Origin of the sequence: Nonomuraea candida, assembly GCF_000725485.1 — a bacterium.
Lineage (GTDB): Bacteria > Actinomycetota > Actinomycetes > Streptosporangiales > Streptosporangiaceae > Nonomuraea > Nonomuraea candida.
Genome location: NZ_JOAG01000041.1, coordinates 39,695 through 53,822, shown reverse-complemented (window position 1 = coordinate 53,822; position 14,128 = coordinate 39,695). Strand labels below are relative to the sequence as shown.

Genomic DNA, 14,128 nt, shown 5'->3' with positions numbered 1-14,128 from the left:
TTTCAGTCCTTGTCGGGATTATTCGGTTTGAGCCAGAAGGGCACGGAAGGCCGGTCACCTCCGGAGCCGCCGCCGCCGTCGCCGCTGCTGCGCAGCCAGAGCGGAGGCGCCTCCGAGGAGCGGGACGACGGCTCGCCGGAGGTGAAGATCCGGGAGGCGGACGACGACCCGCCGCCGCCCGAACGTGCGGAGCCGCCGAACAGCCCGCCGCCGGAGCCGCGCGACCCGTTCGACCCGTTCGAGCCGTTCGACCCGCCGGAGCCGCCGAACAGCCCGCCGCCGCCCGAGCCGCGCGAGCGCGACCCGCCGAACCGGGAGCCGCCAGAGCCGCCAGAGCCGCCGAAGCGCGAGCCGCGCGCGGCGGAGGAGCCGCGTGAGCCGCCGGAAGAGCCGCCGCGCCGGGCCCAGCCGCCGCCCGACGCCCCGCCGAACCAGCCCCCGGACGAACCCGAGGAACCGGAGGAACCGCCGGAACGCGCGCCGCCCGAGGCGGCCGTGGCGCCGGAGACCGCGGAGCCGCCGCCGGTGCGCGGGCCGCCGCCGCCCGCCGCGGGCCCGCGGCTACGCGCCGGCGCGCCCAGGTTGAGCGGGGGCGCGGTGCCCCTGCGCGGTTCGAGCGTGGCCCGGCCGGCCGCCTTGCCGCCCTGCTGGTCGGTGTCGAGCGGGGCCGCCGTGGCGGGGATGCGGGTGCCGGCGGCGGTGCCGTCGCCCTCCTCGGCGCGCGCGCGGACCTGCCCGGCTGCGGTGGACGCCGCCGCGCCCGCCGGGTTGGCCATGCCGGCCGCCCTGATGAGCGGCTCGGCCTTGCGCAGGCCCCAGCGCCCGATGCGGGCCGAGGCGACCGGCGGCAGCGTGCCGGCCGACCGCTCCAGCACCGACGAACTCGCGGCCTCGCCCAGCATGCGGGTGGTCACCGTGTGGCCGCTCATCGAGGCGAACAGGTGCTGGAACGGGCGCCGGTAGAAGAAGACCGCGATCGTCAGCAGGGCCATGAACAGCACCTGCATGCCCCAGGGCATGGCGGTGGAGATGATGAGCGCGTACCCGTAGACCAGGACGCTCAGCACGATCGTCAGCACCGCCTGCCGCAGCAGGGTGCCGATGAGCATCTCCACCCAGCGCATGGCGATGATGCGGCCGCTGCCCGGATGCACGCCGATGAGCAGGAAGATCGGCCCGAGGATGAGCAGGAGCAGGAAGCCCACCTTCAGCACCAGCAGCGAGACCGCCACGAGGAAGATGAGCAGCCCCGCCACCAGGGCCGCGATGAACGCCCCGACGGCGACGCCGAGCCGGTTGGACCAGTCGCGGCCGGAGAAGGTGGCGTAGCGGGGGTCGTTCCTGAGCTTGTCGGCCAGCGAGGCGTACTCCGACTGCCTGGCCCCCACGTCTGGGGCCGGCTGCCCGGCCTGGATCTGCGGGACCGACTGCATCTCCAGCACCTTGCGGCCCCAGTCGCGCACCACGGGCTGCTGCGGGTCGGAGGTGCCGAACAGGCCCACCAGCCATGGCTTGCAGACCAGCGTGGACCACAGCGCGTCGGCGTTCTGGTCGACGCCCGGAGTGCCGCTCTGGGCGTAGCCGCCCGCCTTGACCTGCGGGGTCGTCGCGCCGGGCGGCGGCAGGCAGGACGCGCCGCCCGCCCCGGGCAGGCCGGAGAACGCGGAGTTGACGACCTCGCCGGTCTTGTCGGTGACGACCTTGCCCAGGCCGGTGAAGTCGCCCGGCCGGCTGAAGAACCAGGTCGCCACGGTGACCGCCAGCACCATCCAGATCACGCCCTCGGCGGTCGTGGTGGCCCGCTTGCGGATCAGCCCGTACCAGGCCAGCCAGATCGCGCCGAGGATGACGATCGGCCGCAGGTACGGCCAGTACATGGCGTTGGACAGGTTGATGACGATGTCGTCGACCACGTCCTTGATCGACTGGAGCGGTCCCTCGGTCGCCGCCGCCTGGTACGTGGTGATCGTCAGCCGGTCCACGGCCTTGGCCGCGGTGAAGATGCCGTTGGCCCACATGTTGCCCAGCACGGCCACGTAGTCGGAGCAGGTCAGCTCGTGCGTGTGCCAGAACTGGCCGCTCATGCCGAACTGGGCGTAGTTGGTGGTCGCCGCCTGCGGGCCGCCCGGCGGGGCCGGCGCCTGGATCAGGCCGTCGACGCCGCTGCCGACCATCTCGGGGTTGAGCGGCCCCGACAGGTCGCAGGGCGCCGCGGCGGCCGGGGTGGTGGTGGCGCCCAGCACCAGCGGCACCACCAGCACGGCGCTCACGAGCGCGAGCACGAGCGCCAGTCGTCGGGATAGCCGGATCTTCATGACCGTACCTCCTGCGCCCTGCCCACGCCCCCTTGATGATCATGATGCCCGGCGCCGCCGGGTTTGTCGTGCGTCGGGTTCGTGTCGAGCCAGCGGAGCAGTTCCTCGGAGATCAGGTCTACTCCGATGCGGCCCGCCCTGCCATCCAGATCGCGGAATACGCATTCGCCGTTGCCCAGCGAGCGCAGCACGGCCTTGTGCTCCTCCGACGGCTCCACCCCGAGCAGGGACATGACGTGGTCCACCTCCACCCGTTCGGTGGACCGGAACGCGAAGACGGACGACAGGCAGTTGGTCACCTGCTCGTTCAGCAGGTCTCCCGCGTTCTGCGAGACCAGCACGAGCGCGGTGTTGCGGGAGCGGCCCATCCGGCTGACCTCGGGCACCAGCTTGGCGCCCTCGGGCGTGGAGGTGATCGCCCACGCCTCGTCCAGGAAGATCGCCTTCGGGGCGCGCCGGTCGAGGCCGTTCATCAGCCTGCGCGCGAACTGGGACACCAGGTAGAGCAGCGCCACCGACAGCCGCTGCTCGTAGGAGTAGTCCTCGCGGCCGGTGGCCACGTCGGGCAGCGTCAGCCCGCCGAGGGTGAACACCGTCGTCCACCCCTCGGTGTCGATCTGCTCGCCGCCGGAGGGGTCGAAGCAGAGCCTGGCCAGGTGCATCTCCGACATGGAGCGCAGCACCGCGCCCAGGTTCTTCGAGGCCGGGTCGTCGGCCTGCTCCAGGTAGTCCACGACCTTGCCCAGCGAGGGGTCCGCGCCGTTGGAGACCGCCGCCACCGCCTGGATCATCGCCGACTCGCGCTCCTCCGACATGCGCGGCAGCAGCAGCCGCAGCGTCTCGGTGGCCATGGTCTTCTTCGCCGCGATGTCGTCGCCGAACGAGAACGGGTCCAGCAGGCCCGGCGCGGCCGACCCGAGCGGGATGACCCGGGCCTTGCGCCCCCGCTTCTCCAGCAGTTGCACCAGCGACTCCGCGTCGCCCTTCGGGTCGATCACCGCCACCGTCACGCCGCGCAGCGCCATCTGGTAGATCATCAGCAGCGCGAGCGTGGTCTTGCCGCCGCCCGGCTCGCCGGTGATCGCGATGGCGGTCGGCCGGTTGCGGGTGGCCGCCACCAGCGGGTCGAAGTGCACGATGCTGCGCGCCCTGCCGACGGTCTCGCCGATGTACGGCCCCAGCCAGCCCTCGCTGCCCTCCCCCAGCCGGTCGCCGAGATCGACGGTGGCCGTGGCCATGCCGCCGGCGATCGTGCGCAGGGGCTGGCGCTGGGCGTAGGCGTTGACCCGCACCCGCTCACCCGGCAGCGCCTCGCAGAACAGCGAGAACTGGTCGCCCGTGGAGTTGACCACGTCGATGCCCATGTCGCGGTAGTGCTCGACGACCGCCTCCACCCGCTGCACGCAGATGTCCTCGGTCGGGGCCGCCACGATCAGCCGGTGCCAGCCGTACACGAAGGGCAGCCGCTCCTTGGTGATGCCGTGCTCCAGCATCCGGGCCGCGTCGATCTGCTCGGCCAGCGCCAGCGGCGCCTCCGCGCCCGCCTCGCGGATGTGGTGGTCCATGTCGCGGGCATGCGCGAGCTTGCGCGCCACGTCCTTGGACGCCTTGACCGGCGGGATCAGCCGCATCCGCGAGGAGATCTCCACGGGGAACGGGAGCTGGTCGGCGAAGTGCATCCACGGCTCGCCGTCGGGGAACGGCATCAGGTCGGGGAAGCGCGCGAACGACAGGTGGGCCACGTACGAGTCTCCCTGCGGCTGCACGATCCGCAGCAGCGACCTGCCGTTGTGGATCTCGCCCTCGACCAGCGACTCGATCTCGCCCCTGCCCCAGCGCCTGCGCGGGCTCGCCGACGGCGGCGGGTCGCCGAGTGCGCCCGCCGCGGCGTGCTGGAACAACCACGCCACCTCGACCGAGGTGGCGTGACGGGCGTAGAGAGCGCTCGACGCGAGCGCCCGGCCGAGTCGCTCGGCCTGCTCCGTCCACCGCCCGATCTCGCTGTCGGGTACGTGGTCGTCCTCCATCCCCAGCACCTTCTCCGTCTTCTGGTAGAAGCCGAAGATCTGGGCCAGCACGCCGCTGCCGAGCTGCTTGCCCCGGGGCCCGAGCCGCACCCCCAGGTAGACCTCCTTGGTCCAGAAGTCCTTGGCCCAGACGTGCCGGTACATCTCCTCCAGGTAGTCGCGCCAGCCCGGCCCCTCGTCGGAGGTGGCGTTCAGCGCCATGGCCCACTCCGCCGCGGGGTAGGTGCGGTGCGCCACCCTCAGGTGGACCTCCGCGTCGGGCATCCTGATCGCCGCCAGCGCGATCGTGATGTTGGTGGCCAGCGCCTCGCGCTCCTCGGGCGTGACGAACTCGTAGCTGACCGTCGGAAGCCGGAAGTACGCCCATGCGCAGGTGTCCGTGAGCAGGATGCGGTCGTCGAAGTAGCGGACCGCGAGGCGCTGGTGCGCTCGTGACGCCCTGCTCATGCCGCCCCCTCGGCGCATGAACGGGCCAGACCTGCTCGCTTGTTCACTTATCGCTCACCGATTCTCGTGCCCGGGGGGTCACTCGCCAACTCCTCTTCGCTCGGTCGTACGGTCTGTGCCGCGAAGCCCGCGACCACGACACCGGCGAGGGCGAGATAGGCCCGCCGCCCGGCCGCGCGCAACTGCCCGGGGTCGACGACCTCCGCGCCGCCGGGCGCCAGGTCGTCCTCCCAGGGGACCCTGACGATGGCCCGGCACCTGCCCCTGGCCACCGACTCCGCCTGCTCGACGTCGGCCATCGAACGCCTGCTCACGCCGTTGACCACCATCACCGCCCGCCTGCGCAGCTCCGCGCAGCCGTGCCCGTCGAGCCACTCGTACGTCATCGCCACCGACTCCGACGCCTCCTCGCTCGCCGGAACCACCAGGACGAGCTGGTCCGCGTACGGCAGCAACCTGGCCGCCAGGGCGGCGGCCGGGTCGATGACGGCCAGCTTGTAGTGGCGGTCGAGCAGGCGCATGGATTCGCCGAGCCGGTGGTCGGAGAAGAAGGACCGATCCGCGAGGCGCTGTGCGGCGCCCGCGTCGGTGTCCGCGCTGACCACCTCGAGACCCGAGGCGGTCCGCGTGGTGTAACCCCGCATGGTGAGATAGCCGCTGACCCGGTCGAGCCCCGACAGCAACGAGGTCAGGGTCTCGGGGGTCTCCGGCTGGATCCTGCTGGTCAGCGTGCCGCCGCCGGTGTTGGCGTCGACGGCCACGATTCTGTCGTCACGGTACTGCGCGAAGGTGTGGCCCAGCATGAGCGCCGTCGTCGTCTGGCCCGCGCCGCCGGCGCAGCCCAGCACGACGATCCTGCGGCTGCCCCCGAACACGGCCCGTGCCCTGGCCTCGTCGATCTCCGACCCGTCGGTACGCACCCCGCCGCCGCCCACCACGACCTGCGCGATCCGCCGCCACCCGCCGGAGTCGCGCCCCACCACGGACTCGACCCTGCGCACCCGCCCCTCACCGGGCCTGGCCACGTCTCCCGCCCTGGGCACCGGCACGGCCCCCACACCGTCCCGTGAGCCGCGCGCCACCTCGCGATCACCCGCCCCGGCACGCCCGGCCACCTCGGGATCACCTGCGTCCGCCCGGCCGCGCGCCACCTCACGGTCGCCCGCCTCGGCACTCCCGGCCACCTCGCGGTCGCCCGCCACCGTGTCGGCGCGGCCTTCCGTCGTGGGGGCGTCGCCCTCGCCCGCCACCGTGAGGTCGTGGCCCGTCGTCCTGGCGCCGCCCTCTTCCGCGCCGTCGAGGCCGTCACCCGCCACCGGGGCACCACCTGCTGGTGCCGCGCCGGGGCCGGGGGCGTCGGTCGGCGGGGCCGGGTCCTGAGCGGTGGGGCCGGTCGGCGAGAGCTCGGGATCGGCGGGTGGCCGCGTCTCAGGGTCCGCCGGCTTGCCCCGGGACGTGCCGATCGGGCGTGGCAGGGGCTTGGCCTTGGGGTCGAGCGGCGGCCAGACCCGCTGCGCACCTGACAGCACCAGCCCCGGCGCCAGCCGAGGCGGCTGTCCCTTCCTGTGCTGGTCTCTGGCCACTTCGTCCTCGGGCCGCTCCCTCTCCGGGCGAGGGCCGGCCTCCCGCTCGTGGCCCGGCCCATTACCGGTATCCCCGCGCGAGCCGCTTCCGACCCGTCGCGGCCCCATCTCGGCCTCACGCCGGATTCCGCTTCCCACGGGATACGGACCCGTCTCGGCCTGTCCCGCCGGGTCGCCGGGGACGTCCGCACTGGCCGCGAGCCGCCGCAACCGCCGCAGGGCCTCGGTGTCGATCGGCCGGCCCGCCGCCGCCTTGCGGCTCTCGGCCGTCTTGATCGGCACGCCGGCCTCCCGCGCGGCCACCTCCTCGGCCCCCGCCTCGGGCACGAACGCTTCCTTGTCACCCGCCTCCCGGGCAGCCGGCGCTTCGGCGCCCGCCGGCGCACCATGCGCCTCGGGCTCGGCGGTCTTCCCGAGGGCAACCACCGGCTCGGCACCGTCGTCCGCACCGTCGTCCGCACCGTCGTCCGCCGCCGGTTCAGCGCCGGCACGCGCCTGCCCGGCCGCCGCGTGTCGCGGCTCGATCGTGGCGGTCGGCTCGGTCGGCTCGGTCGTGGCGGTCGGGTCGGTGGTCGCGGGTTCGGTGGCCCTCAGCTCTGCGGCCGTCGGCGCGATGGTCGGGACTTCGGTGGTCGTCGGATCGGGGGCGTCGCCGGTCAGGCCGTTGCTTGCGGTGCCGCCGGCAGCGGTGCTCCGGCGGCGCGCGTCGTCCAGGCTGACGACCTCGCGCCCGGCGTCCTCCCGCTCCGCGCCCGCGGTGTCGTCGTGGCGAGCAGTTCTGCCTGTGTCAACAGACGACTCGTTGGCGGAACCGCCAGCAAAAGGACCTGCGGAGCGAGAAAGGTCGTGTTCGGAGGGCTCGTCCGGGGGTGGCGGGCTCACCGGCGGGCTCTGGTGCCGTGTGGAGCCGCCTGAGAGGCCCTTCTCGCGGTGTACGGGCGTCACCACGCCCTCCGGGGCCGTGACCCCGGCGGCCTGGCGCACCCGGGACCTGAGGGCCGGGGCCGCGCCACGGCGGGTGCCCCAGGCCGTGCGCCCGGTGGCCGGCTCGGCGACGGGAGCCTGCGCGGCGGCGGCCGCCGCGGCGGCGACGGCGGGGCGCACCTGGCGGGGCCCGGTGACCCGCCGGCCCTCGCGCTCGCGCTGCGACTGGCGGGATTTGCGCGGCGGCTTCGCCTTGACCCGGGCGGGGACCGTGCGCCAGACGCGGCCGGAGAACGTGACGGCCTCGGGCTCGGACGTCGGCGCCAGGCGATACCACGCCTTCGGCTGGCCCAGGTAGCGGAGCTGGGATTCGAGCAGCTCGGTCAGCCGCTTGCCCTCGATGACGGGGCGGGTGGACAACCACGTCACGATGCCCGGCGGCACGAGGAACAGCACGTGCCAGGGCATCTCCACCGGCACGCCCACCAGGACCAGCAGGAGCGACCACGGGACGAACACCCCGACGAACACCCCGATCCAGACGATGGGGAGCGGCATCGGCAGCCGTAGGTCGTACAGCTTGTAGAGCCGCTTCTCTATCCGCCAGATGTTCGTATACGTGGGCAGGTCCACGCGGTCCTCCTCTCCACCCGCTCGTTCATGACCGCCGCGGAGCGGTCTCAACCCTCACCTGATGCCCAGAGCGCCCGCGATCGCCTTCGCCGTCACCTCGATGATGTTGGGCACGTAGAAGATCACTCCGATGGCGACGGCCAAGATCAGGAACTGCACGAACCGCGTGATCTCGCGGGTGAAGAGGAAGAACAACGCGACCACGGACACCACCACCAGGAACAACGGGGCGAAGAACGCACGCAGGAAGTCGGCGAGACCCCCGGTGTCGATGCCCGTGGACGTCGGTGTCGGCGTCATCTCTATCAAGGTGAGCACTACGGTCTTCAAGGTCACTTCTTGTCCTCCCGGGGGGTACCAAGCTGCGGCGCGGCCGTGCGTCATCCAACGACCCGGCCGCCACCGCGGATGTCGGCGACGAACCACTTGTCGCCCTGCTTTTCCACGGTCAGGCGATAGACCTGCTCCAACGTGCCGCCGACCGCCGCCGGGTCGGTGGCGTTGGGCGTGGGCGAGGCGTCGCCGTTCGGCACGGCCCAGACCACGACCGCCTGGATCTCTCTGGTGGCACCCCCCACAGGCACCACGACTTCCTTGAGCTGCGAGAAGGTGAACACGCCGCCGAAGCTGGGCAGGCTCTTGCCGGCGGCGACGTAGCGCTGGAGCCCGGCGGCGTCGCCGGACGCGTATTCCTTGAAGAAGCCCTCCAGCTGGGGCTTGAGCTCGGCCGCCGCCGCGTCGTCGGTCTCCGGGGCCGCCACCTGCGGCAGGTCGGCCGGGGCGGGGGCGGGCAGGATCGCGGGCCGGCCCGAGACGACGAACCGCCTGCCGGCGTCGTCGCCGGAGTAGTAGATCGGCACCGACAGCAACATCCTGCGGGGGCCCGACTGGAAGGCCACGCTGACGATGGCGTTGTGGGCGTCGGTGGTCTCGATGTCGTAGGGCTGGATCGCGACGGCCGCCAGCTTGCCGTAACCGTCCCAGCCCAGCTGCGCGTCCATGCCCTCGGCCAGGAACGCCGCGAGCTTGTTCGACCTGCTTGCCGCGTCTTCGGGGCTGAAATTGAGATAGACCCCCGCGAACTGGGCGGCGAAAGCCATGCCACGGTCAGCGGGGAATGCCTGGCCGGCCTGCGTGACGCCATTGGACACAGCAGGCTCTTGCTGGGTAAACCGCTCAAATGGGGCACGAATCCCATTCACCACGATAACCACAATAAGCGCCCAGAGAATGACGCGGCCGGTCCACACCAGCCACCGGCCCCCGCCACCCGACCAGCCGCCACGCCGCGGCCGGCGCGGTGGCGGCGCGTCGAAGTCAGCCGTGTCAAGGGTTGCGGAAAGCCCGGGCCCGTCAGCGATCCGAGGATCGTGCTGGACGGTAGACCTACGAGCCATCACGCCTCCGCTCGCGCCGATCCCCCCGGCTGGCGCGGTGTCGTCCGTTGCCGATCCCCATCATCCGCGGTGAAGTAGTCACCCTATCCGGTCTCCGCCATTGTTCCAGGAAAGCCACGCCCATGCTGCGGCATGACACTCCTCACCGGCAAACCGGCCGTATGACAGGCCACAGTGCCGATTCCTGTCAGTTCCCGGTGGAAACAGCTTTTGACCAGGCCAGACGCCTAATATCGCATAGCGCGGCAGCCACGGATTCCTGTCCAAAACGAGCATGGACGCTCGTGACCTGCGGATTCGGTATGGGTCGCGAGCGGATACGGTCTCAGGCCGGCTCGGGGCCCCGGAAGGCCCGCTCCCTCAGGCCGGCCCGGCATCCCGGAAGGCGCGCCCTCAGGCCGGTTCGGGATCCCGGAAGGCTCGCCCTCTCAGGCCGGTTCGGGGTCCTGGGAGGCGCGTGCCCGGCGCCTGCTGTGGAGATCCACGACCGTGGGCCGCGCCGCGGACAGGGCAGCGGGCAGGGCAGCGGACAGGGCCGCGGGCCGCACCGCCCGCTCCAGCGAGTCGCGCAGCTCGGCCAGCATCTCGGCGGGCTCGTGCGCACGCATCCGGGCGGCCATCTCGTTGCGCTCGTCGACCTTCCTGCGGAGGTAGGCCTCGCGGTTGACGTGCAGGCCGTACATCAGCTCGACCCTGATCAGGGCCAGCTCCTCCTCGAGGCTGATGCCGGCGAGCGCAGGCGCCGGGCGTCGTCTCCGGATGATGCGTCTCCGGATGATGCGACGGAACATGAGGGCCTCCCGAGTCAGCGTGACCGCCGTGACAGATTCGACGCGCGGGGGCCCAAAGTGGTTGACGTGTCAGTTGTCCCGGTAACAAGTGTCTCGGTCGTTGCCGGGGCACCAGCCGTCACCTCGCAGGGGGCTTCGCCGCCGTCCGCCGTCGGTAACCTACCGTAGCGGAGTCTCGCTCTGGGTGATTGCGTCCGGGGACATGCGACGTTTCGCCGCCCGCGTACGCGGGCGGCGCGCAGCGTTCGGCACAGGGTTCGACGCAGCGGCGGCGCAGCGGCCGGTCAGACGTTGAAGCGGAACTCCACCACGTCGCCGTCGCGCATGACGTAGTCCTTGCCCTCGATGCGGGCCTTGCCCGCCGAGCGCGCGTTGGCGATCGAGCCGGCCTCCACCAGGTCGTCGAAGGAGACGACCTCGGCCTTGATGAAGCCGCGCTGGAAGTCGGTGTGAATGACGCCGGCCGCCTCGGGCGCGGTGGCGCCCTTGCGGATCGTCCAGGCCCTGGTCTCCTTCGGCCCGGCCGTCAGGTAGGTCTGCAGGCCCAGCGTCTCGAAGCCGACCCTGGCGAGCTGGCGCAGGCCCGACTCCTCCTGGCCCACCGACTGCAGCAGCTCCAGCGCCTCCTCCTCGTCGAGCTCCACCAGCTCCGACTCGATCTTGGCGTCGAGGAACACGGCCTCGGCCGGGGCGACCAGCGTCGAGAGCTGCTCGCGCAGCGCGGCGTCGGTCAGCTCGTCGGCGTCGAGGTTGAACACGTAGAGGAACGGCTTGGCCGTCAGCAGGTGCAGCTCGCGCAGCTCTTCGCGGTCGAGGCCGCTCTCGAAGATGGTCTTGCCGGTCTCCAGGACCGCCAGCGCGGCCTCGGTGGCCTCCAGCGCGGCCTTCTTGTCCTTGTTGTTGCGCGCCTCCTTCTGCAGGCGCGGGATGGCCTTCTCCACCGTCTGCAGGTCGGCCATGATCAGCTCGGTGTTGATCGTCTCGATGTCGCGCTTGGGGGAGATCTCGCCGTCCACGTGGGTCACGTCGGGGTCGCCGAAGACGCGGATGACCTGGCAGATCGCGTCGGTGTCGCGGATGTTGGCGAGGAACTGGTTGCCCCTGCCCTGCCCCTCGGACGCCCCCTTGACCAGGCCCGCGATGTCGACGAACTCGACCTTGGCGGGCAGGATGCGGGCCGAGCCGAAGATCTCGGCCAGCACGGGCAGCCGGTCGTCGGGCACGCCGACGATGCCCACGTTGGGCTCGATGGTGGCGAACGGGTAGTTCGCCGCGAGCGCGTTGCCGGTCTTGGTCAGCGCGTTGAAGAGCGTGGACTTACCGACGTTGGGCAGGCCGACGATGCCGATGGAGAGACTCACGGTGAGCGAGTTTACTTGCTGAGGACGTACAGACAGGTCACCGGACGGCGGCCCCCGTCGGAGCGCAGGTAGCGCTCGGCGCTGCGGGGGCAGGCGGCCGGCGCGGACTCGAACGACAACACCCTGGCCCAGGCGTGCGGCGAGTCGCAGGGCACCCGGGTGACGGCGGACCTGGCGATCACGTCGGTGGCCGGCTCGGCCACGCACGAGCCCCGGTCGAGGACCTGCCCGCCGGGGCCCAGGCAGATCGCCTGCTCCGCGCCGTCGAGGACGTCGAGGGTGCCGTCGGGGCAGGCTCCGGCGTCGGGGACGAGCGCCAGGGCCCTGCCGTACCAGCCGGAGTCCGCGCAGGCCCGCTCGCGGCCGTCGAGCGTGACGCAGTCGCCGGGGCGCAGCAGCCCGCCGCCGCCTCCCGGCGCGCCGGGGTGGGGCTCCAGGAAGTTGCGTACGCAGGCCGTGCGGCCCTCGCCCACCCGCAGGACGACGTCGGTGTCCACCGGGCAGCCGCCGGGCCCCGGCGGGTCGGAGGCCATCGCCACCACCTCGGAGTCGCCGCCGTTGCACGCGGTCAGCGCGTAGTCGCCCGTGACGCACGCGCCCGGCGACCAGCGCAGCACCGGCCGGGACTGGGTGCCGCCGCCGGAGCCCGCGATGACGGCGCCCGCCAGCGCGACCAGGGCGATCGCCACGGCGGCGCCCGCGGCGGCCAGCTTCGGTAGCGTGTCCATCACAGTACTGTGAGTGACGGCCCGTGCGGCGCACAAGCGGAACCGCCAAGCGTGTCGGGAAGAAACCGGGCCCGCGCTCCTGCCATGATCGATGGAGTGGACGTCGTGTCGCTTCTCCTCGGTCTCGCCGTCGGCCTGCTCGTCGGCTTCCTCATCGCCCGGACCCGCGCGGCGGTGCGGGTGGCCGAGTCCGACGCCCGTGCCAAGGCGTCCGCCGAGAAACTGGTCTATGTCGAGGAGCAGCTCGCCGAGCGCTTCCAGGCGCTGTCCACGCGGGCGCTCGACGTCAACAACGTGCGCTTCCTGGAGCTGGCCGAGACCAGGCTGGCCGCCACCCGCGCGGAGGCCACCGGCGACCTGGAGCAGCGCAGGCAGGCCGTCGAGCACCTGGTGGAGCCGCTGAAGGACGCCCTGGCCCGGGTCGAGTCCCAGCTGCGCGACACCGAGTCCGGCCAGCGGGCGGCGCGGGCCGAGCTGGCCAAGCAGCTGGAGTTCGTCCGCCAGAGCAACGAGCAGCTCCGCTCCCAGACCACCGCCCTGGTCCGGGCCCTGCAGCGCCCCGAGGCCCGCGGCCGGTGGGGCGAGCTGCAACTGCGCAGGGTCGCCGAGATCGCCGGCATGCAGCGCTTCTGCGACTTCGACGAGCAGGTGACCGAGGGCTCCATGCGGCCCGACATGGTGGTCAGGCTGGCCGGGGGCAAGAACATCGTGGTCGACTCCAAGGTCTCGCTGGCGGCCTACCTGGAGGCCGCCGAGGCGTCGGACGAGTCGCTGGCCTCCGTACGCCTCGACGCGCACGCCCGGCACGTGCGCGAGCACATCGACCGGCTGGCGGCCAAGTCCTACTGGCAGGGGTTCAACCCGTCGCCGGAGTTCGTGGTGCTGTTCATCCCCGGCGAGGCGTTCCTGGCGCCGGCGCTCGAACGCGATCCCGGGCTGCTGGAATACGCGATGACGCGGCGGGTGCACATCGCCACCCCCACCACGCTGATCACGATGCTGCGCACCGCGCACTACGCCTGGCAGCAGGCCGCGCTCAGCGAGAACGCGCGGGCGGTGTTCGAGCTGGGCAAGGAGCTGTACGAACGGCTGTCGTCGCTGGGCCGCAACGTCGAGTCGCTGGGCAGGGCGCTGACGCGGGCCGTGGAGGCGTACAACAAGTCGGTCGGATCGCTCGAAAGCCGGGTTCTGGTCACCGCGCGCAAACTTAACGATCTGGGCGTCGTCGATGGTGATCTCGACGCCCCCGAGATGCTGGACGGCCTGCCCAGGCCCCTGGCCTCCCCCGAACTGCTCGAAACCTCATCTCCGATTTCCCACGCGAACGGTAAGTTGGCCAACGGGTCGCAGTAAATGGGGGTGGGCCAATGGGTGGGAAAGGCAGGCGTTCTGCCGTCAGGCTGACTGCTCGCGGCGCCATCGCGCTCGCCCTGGTGGCCACCATGGCGGGCTACGTGCTGACGGCCCTGCTCGACGTGGAGCACATCGTGGGGGCGGCGTTCGTGCTGGCCAGCGTGCTGGGCGCGGCGCTGGTCAACCGGCGCGAGCTGCTGTCGCTGGTGGTGACGCCGCCGCTGGTGTTCTTCTGCGCCACGCTGATCGTCGAGCTCGGGCGGGCGTTCGGGTCGGTGTCGATCATGCAGTCGCTGGCGCTGGGGCTCTACACGTCGATGACGCGGGGCGCGCCGTGGCTGTTCGCGGGCTCGGCGCTGGTGCTGGGCATCGCGTGGCGGCGCGGGCTGCGCGACAACGTACGCGAGCTGCGCGAGGAGCTGAAGGCGGGCGCCGAGGTGTCACGCCAGCGCCAGCCGACGTTCGCCCCGGAGCCCGAGGGCTATTTCGAGCCCAAGGTGTACGGCACCCCGCGCGGCGAGGACTGACCACCGCCGCGCGGGACGCGCGGGAGACGGGCGGCGCCGCGC

Annotated in this window: 10 protein-coding genes; 2 read left to right on the top strand and 8 right to left on the bottom strand. The window is 72.2% G+C overall.

Features of this window, described 5'->3' with window-relative positions; all coding sequences use genetic code 11:
* Positions 1–2: 2 nt before the first annotated feature.
* The 8 genes from IO39_RS33190 to IO39_RS51190 form a co-directional block, all read right to left on the bottom strand.
* Entirely contained in the window at positions 3–2,315 is a 2,313-nt protein-coding gene (locus IO39_RS33190) for a type IV secretion system protein (RefSeq protein WP_052423673.1), read from the bottom strand.
* The gene (locus tag IO39_RS33185; protein WP_043631484.1) at positions 2,312–4,789 is read right to left on the bottom strand and encodes an ATP-binding protein; all 2,478 of its coding nucleotides are present in this window, start codon (positions 4,787–4,789) and stop codon (positions 2,312–2,314) included. The genes IO39_RS33190 and IO39_RS33185 overlap by 4 nt, the downstream gene beginning before the upstream one ends.
* 47 nt (positions 4,790–4,836) lie before the next feature.
* Entirely contained in the window at positions 4,837–7,929 is a 3,093-nt protein-coding gene (locus IO39_RS33180) for a TcpE family conjugal transfer membrane protein (protein WP_043631481.1), read from the bottom strand.
* Between the two features lie 54 nt (positions 7,930–7,983).
* The gene (locus tag IO39_RS33175; RefSeq protein ID WP_245642445.1) at positions 7,984–8,229 is read right to left on the bottom strand and encodes a hypothetical protein; all 246 of its coding nucleotides are present in this window, start codon (positions 8,227–8,229) and stop codon (positions 7,984–7,986) included.
* An 80-nt stretch (positions 8,230–8,309) separates the two neighbouring features.
* The gene (locus tag IO39_RS33170) at positions 8,310–9,029 is read right to left on the bottom strand and encodes a conjugal transfer protein (RefSeq protein ID WP_245642442.1); all 720 of its coding nucleotides are present in this window, start codon (positions 9,027–9,029) and stop codon (positions 8,310–8,312) included.
* Between the two features lie 725 nt (positions 9,030–9,754).
* Positions 9,755–10,117, bottom strand: a complete 363-nt coding sequence (locus IO39_RS33165) for a hypothetical protein (protein WP_043631478.1) — start codon at positions 10,115–10,117, stop codon at positions 9,755–9,757.
* Between the two features lie 284 nt (positions 10,118–10,401).
* On the bottom strand, positions 10,402–11,478 hold the full coding sequence (ychF, locus tag IO39_RS33160; RefSeq protein ID WP_043631475.1) for a redox-regulated ATPase YchF: 1,077 nt from the start codon (positions 11,476–11,478) through the stop codon (positions 10,402–10,404).
* 11 nt (positions 11,479–11,489) lie between these two features.
* Complete coding sequence (locus tag IO39_RS51190) at positions 11,490–12,206, bottom strand: hypothetical protein (RefSeq protein ID WP_052423672.1); 717 nt, start codon at positions 12,204–12,206, stop codon at positions 11,490–11,492.
* Between the two features lie 84 nt (positions 12,207–12,290).
* On the opposite strand from IO39_RS51190, the gene IO39_RS33150 reads away from it, so the two are divergent.
* Positions 12,291–13,559 carry a DNA recombination protein RmuC gene (locus tag IO39_RS33150; protein WP_052423671.1) on the top strand — a complete coding sequence of 423 codons (1,269 nt, stop codon included), beginning with the start codon at positions 12,291–12,293 and terminating at the stop codon, positions 13,557–13,559.
* 14 nt (positions 13,560–13,573) lie between these two features.
* Positions 13,574–14,086 carry a DUF6542 domain-containing protein gene (locus tag IO39_RS33145; RefSeq protein WP_043631472.1) on the top strand — a complete coding sequence of 171 codons (513 nt, stop codon included), beginning with the start codon at positions 13,574–13,576 and terminating at the stop codon, positions 14,084–14,086.
* The last annotated feature ends 42 nt before the right edge of the window (positions 14,087–14,128 follow it).